Here is an 18,601-nt window from a genome sequence, read left to right as displayed (position 1 = left end):
GGGATAAATAAATTCTATTATTTTAATGCCAGAACCTGCTCGAAGTATTATGCCTTCTGTAATTGCGGATCGCCTCAAAATTATCTTTTAACAGTTTGTTTTTCGGTGATGGATTTGCGGCTTCATAATTACCAACTGCTTTCATGGCCATTACCATATCATAATCCATAGCTACCTGTCCTTTATCAAAAGGTACATTGCCAGCATTATTTCTGAACCACAATTTCCATTTGGCACTTCCCGGTGTATAAACATAAGTTGCAGTGTCAGTGCTTTTAGGGAAAGGCCCTGGCAATACGAATGATACAAAAGTATCCTGTGCAGGACTATGACAACTCATACAAGAAGACAAAGGCAGGTTTTTATATACTTTACCTGTAGTCAAATCTACCGCTTTTTGTGCAACTGCTCCATCATTCGGGCCGCTGAGTCTGCCTCCCCAGCCTAATGTCTCTTTACTGTAGAATGGTGCTTTAGGATTGATTATTGTTTCGGCTAATTTAGGATAAGGAGGGGCAACAGGACTGTTTACATTTGGGTCGTCGCCCCACATGGCACCTAGTGGCACCATCTTTTCCCAGAATGACCCTTTAGCATCTTTGTCGTATACGAAAGTAGAATACACCCAGCCCGTTTTAGGAGATGTCTTGCTATCTTTAACAATAACATCCATTTGAAAGAAGCTAACCTTACGCATCTGATACCCTTTTTTCGGGTTTTCACTTGTAGGGATGGTATCATAAACACTAAAGGTTTGTGCATCTTTCATGACAGACCACTGCGGATAATTGATATTTGAAAAAGCAAACTTTACAATAACACTTCCTTCTTTAAACTGAGCTGCGTCATTCAGTAAATTAACTTTTTGCCCGGTCTTACCCCAGATTTGTCCGACTGTATAGGCAGCTGTAGCATCATAGAGTACAAGAGCGTATCCGCTTTCATCCTCTTTAAGTGTACTGAACATGTTTTTCGGGTTTCCATTTCCCAGATAAGCACCTAGTATGGCCTCCCTGTCTATTCCAAGCCACGGCTCGTTGAACCAGCCATATTTAGCTGATGTCCATTTTTTATTATCAGTAAAAAAGGGTATTATATTTGGCGCAACATAACTTTTAAGGGAATCCATATAAGCAAAAACATTGGCCTCAGAGATTGGCTGCCCTTTTAACGCCTGTTGCCAGGAAGGATTAACAATAGGTTTAACTGTTGTCGGATAATCGTGACTCAGCACAAACAGGGGATTATTGTATTGTTCTTTGGAAGGTACAGAATCTCTGTAATTTAAAAAGGCGCCATTACTTACTAAAGCCTGACCAGCTTTTAGCTTGCCATCTTTTGATTTGCCCTGATCATTGCAACTGCAGGCAATCAGGGCGATTACAAACAGTACAATCAGGTTGGTGGAGAGGTTAATTGTTCTTTTCATATGGATTGAAATTTAGATTGATTAAATTAAATACTTTTACCTGGATATTTTAAGGAGGTATATAGCTAAATCAAAAGGGTATTTATACCCTTATAACAGGTATTTATACGGTTAAGCCAGAATGGTATAGCCGATATATATTGAAACACCAAATCCAATTGAACGTTTTGATCATTAGTTGAAAACTTTGGATATCAGGTTGGTGTTTGCTGGGCCGGGTGAATGGTTTGAACTTAGCTGATTGTATGAGCTATGACCTGATATTTTTCAACGCTCCTATGTCTTTTCAATCATAACTAAGACTAGCTATGATTGAACGTTAAACGAAAAGTTGACCCAACTCCTAATTCACTTTCGGCAACTATTGTGCCCTCATGTTTTTCCATAATTCGCTTAACAATTGCTAAACCAACACCTGAACCCTCAATATCTTTAACATTGTCCATTCTGTTAAACAATTCAAATATGTTCAATAAGTTATTTTGGGCAATTCCGATACCATTATCTACAATATGGTAATGGATTTTGTCTCCAATTAATTCACCTGATATATGTACTTTGGGTGCAATAGAATGTTGCGAATATTTCACGGCATTACTAATCAGGTTAGAAAATACTTGTAAAACCATAATGGGGTCACCTCGCAGATCTGGAACTTCCCCGATCGTAATTTCCAGGTTTTCAGCAGCATAGATCAGAGAAAGATCGTTAACAATTTCAATGATTAAGCTTTCTGTCTTAATAGGTTGGAAGAGCATCGCTGTACTCCCAATACGCGAATAATCAAGAACTGCATTAATCATTAAATTCATTTGATCTGCCCTGTCAGCTATTCTGTGCAACATTTGCTGACCGCGTTCCAAAATGTTTTGATCTCTAATCAGCAGCTGAGCATAACTTTTAATTGAGGCAATAGGATTCTTCAGATCATGGGAAATGGTATAACTAAAACTTTCCAGCTCCTGGTAGGCTAATTTAAGCCTTTCATTCATTATACGTGCAGTTCCCGCTTTGTGGTTTAGCCCATAGTTCACTTCCTCTTTCAATTTGATAACGGACTTAATATCATCTACAGACCAGGTTTCTGAAAAACCAGCTATAGTTTCCGTCCATATAGCAAATGAATTTCGGGGAGAAATGTTAAGCAATCCATTATCATGAATAGTTGCTGGTTTATCAGGATTTCCTGCCCATCTCAAGTTTTGAATCTGTTCAGCTCTGAACCAAATCAGATAATCTCCCAGTTCTCTGGAAAGCACTGATATTAATAACCCACTTGCACTATCTTGATATGCAAATGCTTCGGAATAGACAGCAGAAAGGTTATCTGTCTGGTATAAAGTATCTTTTCCCTGATCATTTATCCAGAATATTAAATCCAGTAATTGTTGATCATTAGGCGTAATCCCTAATTTATATATCTTTTTATCGTGTACAAGCACAGCACCATCACATTTGACTATATCTAATAATGTAGTTTCTTCTGAAGTCAGTGCTTTTTCTATGCTTTCGGATCCCATCAACTGTTTAATGATTTTTTCCAGGCTGTGGCTAAATTCATTCTCGTTTCTCAGCGTTTCTTCATTCTGTCTGAATTCAAGTGCGGATGAGGTTATCTGGCCGATCAATTTGGCATATTCCCTTGATTTAAAATCAATAAATCGTGGAGTATAATTATGACAAGCGATTAATCCCCATAATTCATCTTTAAATTTCAGGGAAATACTGAAGCTGGAAGCAACCCCCATGTTTTTTAAGTACTGAATATGGATAGGGGATACCGCTCTTAATTGACTATAAGTCAGATCCAGATCTTGTGGATTATTTTTTGCTTTAGTAATTCTGGCAGGTATTGAATCAACATCCGCTATCAATCTGGTTAAGTTCAATTTATATAACTCACGTGCTTGCCGGGGTATGTCGGATGCTGGATAATGTAAACCAAGCCATGGTGATAAATCCGGATTTTTAGATTCAGCTACCACTTCACCGTGACCATCTTTTGCAAACCGATAGACCATTACTCTATCAAAATCTATGATTTGTTTTACTTGAATAGCAGTGTTTTCTAATAAATCCTCCAATTTATTATAGGTAAGAATTTCAGCGATAGTGTTACCCATCAGGCCCTGGACATCTAATTGGAAACTTGACGCCGATAATTCGAATTCCAAAATATATAGTCCGTCACTTAAGGAAATAATTAAATAATATTGAATTCCAGAAATTGTTATTGGAACTGGATTAATCCTTTCAAATCCTTTGTTAGTTTTTCCGGAAGTAATCAGTTGTCTGATAAAATTAGCTTGATAAGCCTGATCAGGTAAATTCTCTAAATAATCAATTGATTTACCAATTAATAAATCAGAAACCTGAGGGATGAAATTACTGATATTATTACTGTGAAATTGAATGATCATCTCCGTATCGATGACAATCATAAAACCGTGCGATTGTATCTGTCCTGGTATATGAATAGGTTCAATATCACAATTAGTTAAATTAACTTGAAAACCAGACATATATTTAATTATAGGCTGTAAATATGGACTATTTATTGCGGTTTTATAGTATTTATAAATACTGATTTAAGAGCAGGAATGAGCTTACAGAATATAAAGTCAAGCTAACGTTTTGAAAGAGATCATTTTTGAATCGCAATTTCGGAATAATTGCCATCTGCTAAAACTTTAAGCCAGAAATGTAGTTTTAGTGTTGTGAATAACTGAAACAGTATTCAGGGCATCATGATTATAAATGTATGGAGAGGAGTAAAAAACTAGTTTTGAAAATTTTAAAATGGGTTGGGATTTTTGTAGCATCCATATTATTTCTGATGTTTATTATTCCGTTATTGTTCCCTGGGACAATTTCTGAGCAAGTAAAAATATTTGCTAATAAGCACCTGGCTGGGAAACTTGATTACAAAAAGGTGCATCTTACTTTTTTTCGGCATTTTCCTTCTCTTACGGTATCTGTAGATGACTTATTACTTCAAGGATCAAAACCTTTTCAGCAGGATACTTTACTTTCAGCAAAAGAGGTTGCAGCAGGAATCAATTTGAAAAATCTGATTTTTGATGGTGAAGTGAAGATTGATGAAATTTATGTTAACGATGCTTATGCAAATGTTTATGTCAATAGTAAAGGGCAGGCCAATTATAACGTCTATGTTTCCAGTCCCTCTAAAAGTCCAAAAGATACTACTGAAAAAGGTACGTCCATTAAACTGGAGCTCATCAAATTTAAGAACTGGCATATTAAATATAACGACCATGCAGCTAAAATATTAGTGGATGCAAAAGGGCTTAATTATATAGGAAAAGGTGGATTGAGTGAGGATATTTTTGATCTCAAAACTGATCTTACGATTAATCAGCTTGATTTTAGCCTTAACAGAATCTATTATGCGAGGCAAAAATCCCTGCGTGCCGACTTGATCACAAGAATTAATACGGATGCGTTGACTTTTGTACTTAGAAAAAATGAACTCAGAATCAATGATCTTCCATTAAAATTTACTGGCTTCCTGAGTATTCTTAAGGATGGATATGACCTTGATATCAAAGCTGCTTCAGAAAAAACCACTATTCGTGATATGATTTCTGTGCTGCCACCACAATATCTGGAATGGGCGCAGGATATCAAATTAGAGGGAAACAGCGATCTGTTTTTCAGCTTGAAAGGTCAGTTTAGTGAACCCAGGAACCTGAAACCTGATTTTACAGCGCGTCTGCTGGTTAAAGATGGTGTCATTTCCAGTACAAAGGCACCGGTGCCTATGAACAATTTTAATGTTGATCTGAATATAGATTTACCTTCATTAGACCCTGAAAAACTGGGATTGGATCTTAAAAAACTAAGTTTCGACCTTGGACAGAAAAGCAATTTCCGGGCAGTTGTCAAAACCAGGGGATTGAGCGAAATGAATGTAAATGCGAATATGAAAGGTGCAGTTAATCTCCAGACACTGGACGAGGCGCTGGGTTTAAAAGATCTTGAAATCAGAGGTCTTGTGAATGCCGACATTAAAGCAAATGGTATCTTCAGCATGGATAAAAAGCTATTTCCTAAAACCAACGGATCTCTTAACCTAAAAGACGGCTGGTTAAAAACAACAGCTTATCCAAACCCAATAAAGCATATCAATCTTAAAGCTGATATCAAAAATACAGATGGGACCCTTAGCAGCCTTGGAGTGAAAATTTCTCCATTCAAATTTGATTTTGAAGGAAATCCGGTATTTATCGATGCTGACTTACAGAATTTCGAAGACCTCCTTTACAAAGTTCGTGCTAAAGGAGTATTGAACGTTGGAAGAATCTATCAGGTGTTTGCAAGAAAAGGATTTGATGTTAGTGGATTAATCACAGCAGACCTTTCTTTGAATGGAAGACAAAGTTATGCGACCACTGGTCAGTACAACAAACTTGATAATAAAGGTACGCTGGTACTGAAAAATATCAAAGCGAATACTGCCTATCTGCCAAAGACATTTTATATCAAAGAAGGTAGCTTCGAGTTTGAGAATGAAAAAATGTGGTTTAGGAAATTTTACGCTGCTTATGGAAAATCAGATTTTTCATTGAATGGTTATCTGTTAAATACTATCAATTATTTTATCGGGCGTAAAGGAACTCTTCAAGGAAACTTTGCATCAAATTCCAATTACATCCTGGTCGATGAATTTATGGCACTGAAAAATAGTGAAAATGATCATAAATCTTTGGAAGTTGAATACGCGAAAGCCGAAAACCCTAAAAGTAGCGGTGTGGTGATCGTTCCAAAAAATCTGGATGTTTCTTTAGAAGTCAATGCAAAAAAAGTAGGTTTTAAAGGGTTGGAGATTAACCAGCTTCAGGGAAAGGCTGCTGTACAGAAAGGTCAGATATTTTTGAAGAATACCTCATTAGGCCTTATAGGAAGCAAGATGAATATTAATGCCCGTTATAAGGATGAATCGCCCTTAACGGCCAATTTTGATGTTGCCTTTAAAGTAATGGACTTTAATGTACAAAGAGCTTACAAAGAAATTGACATGGTACGGGAAATGGCTACTTCTGCAAAGAATGTAAGCGGAATCGTGTCGATGAATTATAAATTAAAAGGCGACTTCGATCAGAATATGAATCCAATCTATCCTTCTTTAGAAGGGGGAGGTGTAGTGAACCTAAGGGATGTAGCAGTGAAAAATTTAAAAATGCTTTCAGTGATCGGTGATCATACAGGGGCTGACGCCTTTAATAATCCTGATATGAAAGGAGTCAATATTGTCACACATATCAAGGATAATCTGATCCATATTGATGAATTTAAATTTAAAGTTTCTGTACTCAGACCTTCTATCAGTGGAACTACGAGTTTTAATGGATTGCTGGACATCCTGGTCAAGGTAGGGCTGCCGCCTGCTGGCTGGATCGGTATTCCGGTTGCAGTAACAGGAACAAGTGACAAGCCGAAAATAAAGTTTTTCAGCAGGACCGGTCAGGGAATTTTAACTGCGGTTTATAACAGGAAAATTAACAAGGTAATCCGGGAAGAGAAACGTGATCAAAAGAAATCTGGAGAAGAGCAGCGTAATGAGAAAAGAGTGCAGGAAAAGAAAGCTAAAAATGCAGAAAAGCAAGTAGACAAAAATGTTAAGGAATAACATAGATTTTGAATTGTAAATTATCATAACCTAAATTAGTGTTTTTTATAACGAATGAATTTAACCGATAGTCCGCTGCTGAAAACCTTAATAGAGAGTGCCCCAATTGGAATCTGTATCTTGAATGCACACAGCCTTGAGGCAGAAATGGTCAATGATAAATTTCTTGCAATTGCCGGGAAAGAAAAAGAGGCTATCCTTGGAAAGTTGTACTGGGAGAGTTTTGCGGAGGTAAGAGCGTATTACGAGGATGCCCTGTTGCGTGTAGTTGCTAACGGAGAATCCTATTATGCAGATGAAGTCAGTCTTATGCTGATACGTAATGGCAAAGAGGAACAAGTTTATGTAACTTTTGTTTATGCCCCGGTACTGGATGAAAAGGCTTTGGTCACAAAGATTGCAGTCTGGGTACTGGAAAATACCGCCCAGGTGGATGAAAGGGCCAGGGTTTCTGCTGCCCGTGAGGCCGCTGAGCAGGAGCGGGACCATTTATACGAATCTATCAGTCAGGCACCTGCTGGAATAGCTGTGCTTTCTGGAGAAGAACTGGTGATTGAATTGGTGAATACGAAGTATCAGCAAATGTTACCAGGGAGAGAACTTCTGGGCCGGCGGTTTTTTGAGGCGCTGCCAGAACTGGTGGAGTCAGAAATCCCCGCAGTATTAAAGGAAGTATACCGTACCGGTAAGCCTGTGGAATTCCACGAACAGCTGGTACCAATTTCCGAAACTGAGAACGGACCTACCACTGACCGGTACTTTACCTTTACCTATGTGCCAAGATTTAACCTGGAAGGGAAGGTGGACGGAGTTTTTAATTTTTCAATTGAGGTAACTCATACCCTTCAAAGCAGACTGAAGTCTGATCAGGCCACAGACAATCTCGGACAGATATTGAATATGCTGCCTGCTTCAGTAGTGGTAATCCGCGGACAGGATCTTATTGTAGAGATGATTAACGATACCAATCTGGGATACTGGAAAAAATCCAGAGCAGAAGTAGTGGGGAGGCCATTTCTACAGATATTGCCTGACCTTGCAGATCAGCCCTTTGCCGGACAGCTGCGGCAGGTAATGGAAACAGGCGAGGTGATTGATGTGAAAGAAAGCCCGGTGCTTTTTACTATGGCTGACGGGACATTACGCGAAACTTATGTCGATTACACCTACCAGCCGCTTTCGGATCTGGATGGAAACAGGACTGGTGTGCTTGTGATGTCCTTTGAAATTACTGACAGAGTGCTCTCCAAAAGATTATTAGAAAAATATGTGGAGGAACTGGCCACAGCAAATGATCAGCTTTCTATTTCAAATAATAAGCTCGTCAAGAGCGAAGCACGTTTTAAGTTCCTGATACAGGAAGCGCCGGTTGCAATCGGGGTACTTCAGGGAAGGGAGTTTGTAGTGGAAACGGCAAATGAAAAGATTTTGCAGGTATGGGGGAAAACCAGGAACATTCTGGGACTTCCACTTTCTGTAGCACTGCCCGAACTTCATGGACAACCTTTTCTGGGGATACTTGATCAGGTATATACTTCTGGAGAAGCTTTTTATGCCAATGAAATCATGGCTATGCTGGAGCATGCCGGGGAACTAAAGGAAATATTCTTTAACGTGGTCTACCAACCTGTGGCTGGTTTAGATGGTGCTGTTTCAGATATCCTGGTCGTAGCAGTAGATGTGACCGAACAGGTGAATTCCAGAAAATTAGTAGAGAAGAGTGAGCAGCATTTCAGAAGACTGGCCGATTTAGTACCTGCGAAAATTTCCAATGCATTGCCAAATGGAGAGGTCACGTTTTTTAATAAGCAGTGGCTGGATTTTGCAGGAATGGGTTTTGAAGATCTTCGGGATTTTGGCTATCACCAGATGATGCACCCTGACGAGATTCAAGCTTTCCAGAATGGACTTGCGGTAGCCTCTCAGAATGGAGTTCCTCATATTTCTGAGATGCGTTTCAAAAATACAAGCGGAGCGTATATCTGGCATCTTAATGTAGCTTCGCCAATTTTGGATGAGCACGGAGATATTACAATGTGGGTAGGTTCAACGACCAATATCCAGGCGCTGAAAGAGGAAGAGCAGCGCAAAAGCGACTTTGTAAGTATGCTTAGCCATGAACTCAAAACCCCGGTAACCTCAATCAAGGGGCACGTACAATTGCTGTTGAGGTTACTTGCGCGCGAGACCAGTACAGCGTTTTTAGGTAAGCTGAATTCCTCTCTTTCACGGATCGATGTGCTCTTGTTACAATTGACTGGGCTTATTGGTGATATGCTTGATCTGAGCCGGATTGATGCAGGTAGGATGGATTTGAAAAAGGAGCGTTTTTTTATTGATGCTTTGGTTACTGAAGTAGTCGAAGATTTTCGCTTAAGCCATCAACAGTATTTTTTCCATTTGGATGCTGAAGCCGGGATCGAAATCATTGCAGATCGGGATCGTATCAGCCAGGTGATGATCAATCTGATAGCTAATGCTATTAAGTATTCGCCTTCCAGTAATGTAGTGGATATTGCTGTTGCTCTTGCCGGGGATGAAGTGCTGGTTTCCATTAAAGATTACGGTATAGGGATTGAGAAAAAAGATCAGGAAAAAGTCTTTGAACGCTTTTTCAGAGTAGAAGGCCAGAATGAAAAATATTACAGCGGTTTTGGGATCGGACTGTTTTTGGTCCATAACATTGTATCAAGACATGGGGGACAGATTGCTGTGGAAAGCGAGCGGAACAAAGGATCGGTTTTTACCGTTCACCTACCAGTTCGATAGCAGAAGAAATTCTGATTTGTTAAATACTGTCTGCTGTGTCAGAGGCAAAGCCATCTTTATATCGTTCTGCAACGACATGAAGATGGCTTTTTTGCAGGTGCTGGTGTTTATAGCTTATAAAGATTTAGGCTGGGTATTTGTGAATTTTACTTTGTAAGGGAATTTAGGTATTTGACTTGCTGTCATTCCCCATTCATGGTTAAAATGTGTTTGAGGAGCTCCGGAAACAACAAGCCATACACGACTTGTATTAGCTGGTTTGGTAAATAAAAGTGATCCCTGAGCATCTGCTCCTATGGTACTGTAAGTTGGTATTCCACTGCTGTTCACACTTACAAATCCATATCTCCATCCCTGTAGATTAACAAACGTCCCATTGTTGATGCCACTAAAGTTTACTGTTGCAGTACTGGCTGCAGGGACATTCAGTTCAATAACATTAAAACCATAACATTCGGGCGCATTCGCCTGGTCAACCGTATAATATTGATCGGCCGGGTTATAATTCAGTAGTGTTTTAAATGTAGCATTCTGGCTTTGTGCAGCTGCTCTTACGTATTGTCCATTAGGAAGATCCCAATTTACGCAACGTCTTGCATAATCGAGGATTTCATTATTGAGCACTGACTGGCTGCTGTTGGTGATGCGTTTGTAGGTTTGCAGTGGATGCTCAGCGCTGGTGGCCGAACGCCATAAACGGCCAAGAAAGTCTTTCCCATATTTCAGCTTCCAATATTCCTGAAGATGAAAGGACTGATATCGTATTTCTTCATTTGAAAAATTCTTATAGCAGTTGTCATAAAAGAATTTTATATCATCTAACGATCCTGCAGGATAGAGCTGACGTGACATATATTGGGCGCATTGTTCCCAGAAAGAACCCACATAATTTTGGTCCCTGTAGCCATAAGCTCCATCGCAATGAACCTGATATTGAAAGGTATGTCCCAACTCATGTGCAAGCACAGAATTTATATTTATTGCGGCAGGTGAGACCCATAGTGCGCCAACGACGTTGTCAAATCCGGCACCCTGGGCTAACCAATCTGTGGAGTATTTCACTAAAATCATCAACTTTTTTGTGTCCAGGTTTGAGGTCTGTCCCGTAAATTTTAAGGTATCCCGGTAGCTCTTGTAAATCTGCTCTGCTTTCAGCAGTATATCTGCTTTGTTGAAACGCAAACTTGCGTTTGGAGCTTGAGAGGGATTGGTGGTAAAGCCTTTATCCCAAAATATAACAATATTGGCTGAAGTAGCCATTCTTGCATTACTCCATTCAGAATTGTCATTATTCAGGTCTATACCTTGCCATTCATTTGGAATATAAATGGTTTTCTCTGCTGCCAATGCTAAATTGGCTCCCATCATTGCTGGTTTTTCATTTGCAGCGTCTTTTACATTTGCAGCCTCTTTTTTACAGGAGGCAATCATTACCGCAAGTACGATAATCATCATTTCTAATTTTCTTTTCATAGTTTAATTTGGTAGGTTGATTTATTATTTTTCAGAAACATTACATCAAGTATGTTATGTTTTTTAGCTTACAGTTTCATATTGTTTTATGTTAATAATAAACATTTAAATTTATACACTTAGTGGTAATAATAGTTATCTTATATTAACTGATAGTCGTTGTAAATTATCCCGGAGTTATTCCTGTGTTTAATCCGGCTATTAATTTTTTTTGATTTCTCAGATTTGTACATGACAAAGAAATGGTTCTGAATAGAATATAAAACATAATAATTGATCTGGACTATCCCGCTGATTAAATAGATAATTCAATTAGAGGTCGTCTGGTTTGAAACCGATTCGTGTTCTGGGAGGATTAGGGTTTTCCTGTTTATCTATTAGCTCATCAAGATAGCGAAACACGATTTCCATATTCTTATCTTGATTATCGAGTTTATTCTTGATTTTCTCAACATCCAATCTGATTTCTGTATGATCAGCTAGGACTTGGCGAATTCGAGTGAATATACGAATGATCTGTATGTTTACTTTTATTGCACTACTACTGCTTAATACACTAGATAGCATAGCAACACCCTGTTCCGTAAATACCATTGGAGAGTACTTAATATTTTCTCCCTGTTTCAAGGTGCCAATTTGGCACCTTGAATTAATGTATTCATCCTGAGTTAATTCAAACATAAAATCTTCTGGAAAACGTTCGGAATTTCGTCTTACCTGTCTTTTAAGTTGCTTAGTTTCCACTTCATAAAGCGCGGCTAAATCTGTATCTAACATTACCTTATGACCACGTATAAAATAAATCTGATTCATTATGATTTCATCAGGCATCGGCATACCGTTAATATTTTCGCTCATGTTCTAATTTTTATAGTAAATCCAGCGATGTTTAAATCGTCAACTAAATTCATTCTAAATTTTAGATAAGTGTTAACTTTCTTTTCAACAGAGACACCGTTCAGCAGGGTTATGGTCGTTGTAAATGGGTGGTGAGCAATGTGGAGAGATTAGTTACTCACCAAATCGCTCACCATTTAATCTGTACGTTTTTAACTGCAATTACGTTAATATATGAATGAAAAAGAGTAAGGAATTTACAGAGAAACCAGAAAATTTAACTTTTGTTTTTTATAGACATTTCTTCAAATGATGATAAATGTAATTTGTATTAATAATTTAAGTAAAAATTGCGTGTATAGGTAATATTTGCATATTTTTAGAGTTTGATTTCTAGCTAAAACCAATAAATTATGACGATTAAAAAGATAATATTCAGGAGTAACATCATTGTTAACTTACACACATATGGAGCGCAACATGGATACTAGAGATCCACATTTCAGCGGGCTCAGCATTGGTACTGGAACCGTTCGCTACTCAGACCTCAGCTATTTGATTACCACGAACGACATCTCTATCAGCGAAGGTTACACAGGTTCTATATTGTACTGTCTGGATTGTGGAACCTGGTACGCCGGGACAGTGCCATGGCTTGCCTGTTCGGGAACGGTCTGCCATGTGCCGGCCGAACGTTACCTGGCGCTAGGCACCGATGGATCGGTAGAGGCCAGTGGCGGTGGCGTTGTAAAGGAAGAAGCGTCCATCGCAAGCTGTGGAGTAGACCCAGGAAAACGCGGCCCTCTTCGTGAAATACGCGGTATCGCGAAAGGTAGAGCTTATGCTGTAGGAACCTGTCGGCAGGCTTATGTTCGTGACGGCGAGGATCAGTGGAGATGCATTGACCAGAGCGCTCAGGTCGGTGATACGCCGATCACAGACACGAGCTTCGAATCTGTCGATGGGTTCAGCGAGCAGGAAATTTATACGGTCGGCTGGGAAGGCGAAATCTGGAAGTACGACGGTTCCCTGTTCGCTCAACAAAACAGTCCGACCGAGCTGGCGCTCTACAAAGTTCGCTGCGCACCGGACGGTTTTGTCTATGCCTGCGGTCAGCTTGGGACCTTACTACGGGGACGCGATGATCAATGGGAAATAATAAAGCATGAAAGCACTGAAGAAGACCTCTGGGGTATGGAGGTTTTCGACGGACAGTTGTACGTGTCTTCTACCAGTTTCGTCTATCGGCTGGAGGATGGCAAGCTTAATCCTGTTGATTTCGGGGATGACATTCCACGCACTTGTTATCACCTGAGCGCAGCTGACGGGATCATGTGGTCCATAGGGCCCAAGGATGTAATGGAGTTTGATGGTTCGGACTGGAAGCGAATTTTGCGAATTGACTAATCCGGGTCAGTTTTGCCGCAACTCCCAATCTCGTGTCAAAAAAATACAATAAACATCTAAAAAAATCGATCCTGTAAAACTTGTTTTACAGGATCGATTTCGAAAGTTAGCTTATAAAAAAAAGCAAATTCTGAGTGCTATTGAGGATTTTTCTATTTATCCCAAAAAACGCGTGTGTCCATATTATCTGGCCCGCCATTGTCTGCAACCGCTGCCTGGTAATTCGTTGAATTTGCAGAAAGCTCAAGCGTTGGATAAACAAACCGGCGAACAAAACCACCAGTTATATTTTGTCCTGGCATGGTATTGGGCGATAAGGCTGGGAAACCGCTCCTCCTGAAGTTAGCAAATGCCTCGGTACCATTGCCCCAGGATGCCACCCAATATTGAGTATTAATAAGGTTTAGTGCATTTGCCGTTGTGTAAGCATTAACGGGATTATTAATAAATGCATTTTGCGTAGCTAAAGGAATGATGGCTGATGGGTTATAGGTTGTCCATTGATCCATTGCCGCACGTATACCATTAGCATAATAAACATCAGGTGTGCTACCATTTATCCAGCCTCTAAAAGCGGCCTCTGCCAGCAGTAATTGCGTTTGAGCATGAGTGATGAAAAATTGCGGAGCGGTTAAACTACCGAAAACACTATAATTAACCTGGGAATAATTAAAACCTGAGCCATTACTACCTCTAAATCCCGGGGCAGTTGGTAAAGTAGCATTGCTATAGCCTATAGGAAGTCCGAACTGATTTGCAGATATGGTATCTGGTACACTTGTAGGTGCCGATAACGGATTTGCATATTTGCCGGATATAAACTTCAATCGCGGATCACCACTATTTTTTAGTTGATCTACAAAGGGAGCCGCTAAATAATAAGTATTCGCTATCGCAGTAATAGTCTGGCTCACGGGATTCACGTAAGTTGTATTGTATTTCAGATAACAATTGTCGGCATTTGATGTCATTACACCACCAGCTACGGCAGCTTGCACAATAGCTTGCGCTTTTGCAGGTTCAAATTTACTATATCTCATACCTAACCGAAGTAATAAGGAATAACCCAATCTTTTCCATTGGGCGATATTGCCACCGTAAAACACATCGGCCTTTACTATATCCTTTGTTGGATCTAAAGCTGCCGTTGCCGCAGTAACTTCGTTAATCAGGTCGGTGTAAATCATTGCCTGATTATCGTATTTAGGAGTAAGCACATTTGATAAATAGGCTTGTCCGGCTTCACTATATGGCACGTTTCCGTAACTGTCTACCAGCATCATAAACTGGTAGGCTTTCCAGATTCTGGCTTCGTTATATAAATTTGTTCTTGCTGCATTGCCCTTGAGCTGGCTTAATATTTGGACCAGCAATTGAACAGGGCCTGAAGAGCTTGTTGCGCCACTATTTGTTCCCGTATATTCAGCATTCCAATTTTGCGAAGTATAGGTTTGATTCAGCTGATTAAAATTAAATGCCGAGGTGATTCCCGAAAACGGATTTACAAATTGCTGTACAATTGTTGGCTCGGTTTCCATCGTTGCTCCATGCGTTCCAAATTGTGCACTCGTAAACAAGAATGAGGCGTCGAGTTCTGTTGGGTTATTTGGATTAATATTCAATTGATCAAACCCTTTATTGCAACTGGAAATTACTGGGACCCAGATTGCGATGATTATAATTCTGATTAAATTTTTCATATGGTATATAGCGTTAGAATCTTACGTTTAAGTTAAATCCGAATGTACGTGTGGTTGGTAGTGATGCTTGCTCATAACCTGTTAGGTTATCTCCGCTTGAAGCTATTGCTTCAGGATCAATGTTGGGCGTATATTTCTTAATGATCAATACATTATGACATACCGCAGAAAGCACTAAGCTTTTCACATATTTTTTATTGATAAATTTAGACAAGTCGTATCCTAGCGAAAGGTTTCTTAATTTAATAAAGCCCGAGCTATAAATAAATGGATCCAAGATATTCGTTGAACGATAATTTGCGTAAAAATCTTCTGCATTTACAGCGGTGGTGTTTGGTAATCCGTCAGTAGCGTTTACGCCAGGAAAAATTACTCCACCCACACGGCCAGGTAAAGACTCTTTTGATAAACCTTCTCTTAATAAGTTTAAACTTGTGCTCGAGAGTACTTTACCACCTGCTTTATAATCAATATGGGCAATAAAGGTAAAGCCTTTGTAGTTCAACGTATTTAGCCAGCCCCCTGTTGCTGTAGGAAGGCCACTACCAAAATTAACTGGTTTATCACTTGCTACGGGTTTGCCTCCCGATAATACGATATTTCCGGAAGCATCCCGCTTGTAAGTTGAACCTACAATTTGGTTAAGGGGTAAACCTACCACGTCGACAATAGACCCAAAAAACTCAGGACTGCCCACTACAAGTTGTGATTGGTTGTTAGCTAATGACAATACTTTTGAAGAGTTGAAAGCAGAATTAAAAGCGGTTTTCCAGGTAAATTTGTTATTTTGAACAGGTATTAGTTCCAGGTTAAATTCTAATCCTTTATTGTCCAGACCACCTAAGTTAACTAATGTGGTGCTGTATCCGCTTGCTGCAGACAGGCTTATTGGAACGGCTTGATTAGTCGTTTTTTTATCGTAAGCAGCTAAGTCCAGATTCACTCTGTTGTTGAACAGGTGTAACTCGATACCTATTTCTTTTTCATTTACACCAAAAGGCTTAATTTGGGTGTTTGGTGAAGATGTCCCGTTTATACTTCCTAAGGGAAGCCCATTGAACGAATTTTGAGCAAGCGCAAATGTTAATGCATTGTAGCTTCCAACTCCCTGTGCGCTTCCGGTTTCTGCAACAGCAACTCTGATCTTTCCAAAATTTAACCATTTTGCTTTTGGAAGTAATTCCGAAAAAACGAAACTTCCGCTAATTGAGGGATAGAAATAGTGATCTATATCTCTGGCCAGTACCGAATACCAATCTGTACGGCCGGTAAGATTCAGGTAGAATAAATTTTTGTAGGACAATTCTGCAGTACCATACAATGAATTTACTGTTTGTTTAGTCAGGTTGTAACTCGAATTTGCCGTAACACCGTTTCCGATCGTATATAAACCTCTGATGTAAAAGTTTGTTACCGCTTCATTAAATGTAGAGGAAGTTAATGGAAAGTTATTACCACCTGCCGTTGCATTAAATGAAAAATCTTTCCACTTATGCCCGCCACCCACCAAGAAGTCAAAATTATTTTGGCGTGTACTTGCTGTACTAATCCCATAGCTACCGTTGAACAGCCCTGCTGGTGCTGCAGATACAGCCAGCGTACCAGTTGGAGTGTTCGATTCATAGGTAGATTGCAAAAGGTCCATATTTGCCCTGCCCTGAAAATATAGCCAATCGAAAAACTGATAGCGTACCACAGCAGTACCTAACAAATGATCTTTTGTTTGTCTTTGAAATTGGTGCGCTAATATCCAGTAGGGGTTGGTAACGGTAGCAAACCTCGAAGTTGGTGTTTCATTTCCGTTGGCATCCGTTGCGCCTGCCTTAAGTACATCAAAAGAGATGGAATTAGCCAACCTGTAAATCGATGTAGGAATTGCATTTCCCTGTACACCTACAAGAGGCGGATTATTATTAAATTGGTGATCATAGTTGACGTAAAATTGTGCAGATAATTTATCGGTAAGTTTATAGTTAATGCCAACGTTAAAAATCTTTTTATGAAAATCGTTGTTTGGTATTATGCCTTGAGCGTCCTGATTAGAAAGAGATACCCGAAAACTTCCTTTATCATTACCGCCAGAAAGTGCAACTGTATTACTCCACGATGATGCAAGTCTGAAGAACGTACTTATCCGGTCTTTAACAGGCGCATAGGGGCGTTGAACTCCGTCGAATTGATACGTTGGTACATTATCAAATGGCACACCAAAACTCCAGGCACCAGAACTCTGCGCAGTTCCTTGTGATGAAGGACGAATATTATTTTCACCTTGCCCGTACTCATATTGAAAATCTGTATAATCGAGCGCTTGGTTTAAAGTAAAATTAGAGTTGAACTCAATACCTATTCCACTGTTTTTGGATCCTGACTTTGTCGTAATAATTATTGCACCGTTAACTGCACGTGACCCATACAACGCTGCAGCGGTAGATCCTTTTAGAACAGTCATCGATTCGATGTCATCCTGATTGATACCTTGCAAATTATCTCCCTGGTCGACATTTTGTGTATAACCATTATTACTGCTCGCACCCTGCGACATTGGCAAGCCATTGATTACGATTAGCGGCGAATTGTCTGCGGTGAAAGAAGATTGTCCACGCAAACGAATCTTTGTACTTCCACCAGGCCCTGCGGCGGGTGGAGAAACGTCCAATCCGGAGATTTGGCCCTCAAGCGAATTGGCAAGGTTAGTCGTGCGGTTAGTTTGTAATGCCTGGACGTCGGCTTTCTGAGCCGAGTACCCCAGGCTTTTGGCCTCCCTCTTTATACCGAGGGCAGTTACGATAACCTCATTCAAAGCATTTGTAACCGGCACCATAGAAACATTAACAACGGTTTTTGTGTTTACCTTTATTTCTACGGGATTATAGCCAATGGATGTGAACACCAGCACCGCATTGGCATTTGCAACATTTATCGTATAACTGCCAGATGAATTGGTTATAGCAGCATTTTGAGTTCCCTTTTCAACAACGCTAACGCCGGGTAGACCGACTCCCTGTTCATCGGTAACTTTACCTGTAATTCCTGTCGAGGCTGATTTTAACTTTTTTGTTGTTAAAGATTTGCTCAATATTATGGTTGTTAGCCCACCAGTTGATGCGCTCGCGGACTCGAAAAGAATGAATACCGTTAACACAGTACAAATAAATACTAGTGGAAGTAATTTTTTTTTCATGATTGTTATTTGGTTAGCATTGTTTTTTTTAATAAACAGCTTAAATAACCGCAGAAGAGGCGGTGCTGTCATTTCGCAACAGTTATGTTACTCAATCAAATAAAGAGAACTTTAATGAAAATCAATTTCAGTATTACAGCAAAAAATTGTAA

Annotated in this window: 9 protein-coding genes; 3 read left to right on the top strand and 6 right to left on the bottom strand. The window is 39.6% G+C overall.

Annotated elements, in window-relative coordinates:
• Nucleotides 1-22 precede the first annotated feature (22 nt).
• A complete protein-coding gene (locus AB3G38_RS06395) occupies nucleotides 23-1,429 on the bottom strand; it encodes a hypothetical protein (protein WP_367867661.1) in 1,407 nt (468 codons plus the stop codon).
• A 302-nt stretch (nucleotides 1,430-1,731) separates the two neighbouring features.
• A complete protein-coding gene (locus AB3G38_RS06390; RefSeq protein ID WP_367867660.1) occupies nucleotides 1,732-3,870 on the bottom strand; it encodes an ATP-binding protein in 2,139 nt (712 codons plus the stop codon).
• Nucleotides 3,871-4,214: 344 nt separating this feature from the next.
• On the opposite strand from AB3G38_RS06390, the gene AB3G38_RS06385 reads away from it, so the two are divergent.
• A complete protein-coding gene (locus tag AB3G38_RS06385; RefSeq protein ID WP_367867659.1) occupies nucleotides 4,215-7,079 on the top strand; it encodes an AsmA-like C-terminal region-containing protein in 2,865 nt (954 codons plus the stop codon).
• Between the two features lie 54 nt (nucleotides 7,080-7,133).
• Nucleotides 7,134-9,848 (top strand): PAS domain-containing protein, encoded by a 2,715-nt coding sequence (locus AB3G38_RS06380; RefSeq protein WP_367867658.1) that lies wholly within the window; start codon nucleotides 7,134-7,136, stop codon nucleotides 9,846-9,848.
• Between the two features lie 114 nt (nucleotides 9,849-9,962).
• Here the strand turns inward: AB3G38_RS06380 and AB3G38_RS06375 are convergent, their stop codons facing one another.
• Together AB3G38_RS06375 and AB3G38_RS06370 are read right to left on the bottom strand one after the other, a co-directional pair.
• Nucleotides 9,963-11,321: a DUF6055 domain-containing protein gene (locus AB3G38_RS06375; protein ID WP_367867657.1), complete on the bottom strand. Its 1,359-nt coding sequence runs from the start codon at nucleotides 11,319-11,321 to the stop codon at nucleotides 9,963-9,965.
• A gap of 312 nt (nucleotides 11,322-11,633) precedes the next feature.
• Nucleotides 11,634-12,179, bottom strand: a complete 546-nt coding sequence (locus tag AB3G38_RS06370; RefSeq protein ID WP_367867656.1) for an ORF6N domain-containing protein — start codon at nucleotides 12,177-12,179, stop codon at nucleotides 11,634-11,636.
• Nucleotides 12,180-12,626: 447 nt separating this feature from the next.
• Between AB3G38_RS06370 and AB3G38_RS06365 the strand changes: the two genes are divergently transcribed.
• Entirely contained in the window at nucleotides 12,627-13,565 is a 939-nt protein-coding gene (locus AB3G38_RS06365) for a hypothetical protein (protein ID WP_367867655.1), read from the top strand.
• A gap of 152 nt (nucleotides 13,566-13,717) precedes the next feature.
• On the opposite strand, the gene AB3G38_RS06360 is transcribed toward AB3G38_RS06365, so the two are convergent.
• Nucleotides 13,718-15,265 (bottom strand): SusD/RagB family nutrient-binding outer membrane lipoprotein, encoded by a 1,548-nt coding sequence (locus AB3G38_RS06360; RefSeq protein WP_367867654.1) that lies wholly within the window; start codon nucleotides 15,263-15,265, stop codon nucleotides 13,718-13,720.
• A gap of 13 nt (nucleotides 15,266-15,278) precedes the next feature.
• A complete protein-coding gene (locus tag AB3G38_RS06355) occupies nucleotides 15,279-18,449 on the bottom strand; it encodes a SusC/RagA family TonB-linked outer membrane protein (protein WP_367867653.1) in 3,171 nt (1,056 codons plus the stop codon).
• Between the last annotated feature and the right edge of the window lie 152 nt (nucleotides 18,450-18,601).

The sequence above is a fragment of the Pedobacter sp. WC2423 genome (assembly GCF_040822065.1).
GTDB lineage: Bacteria > Bacteroidota > Bacteroidia > Sphingobacteriales > Sphingobacteriaceae > Pedobacter.
The sequence above is the reverse complement of the archived record's forward strand: the minus strand, read 5'-3'. Positions and strand labels throughout refer to the sequence as shown.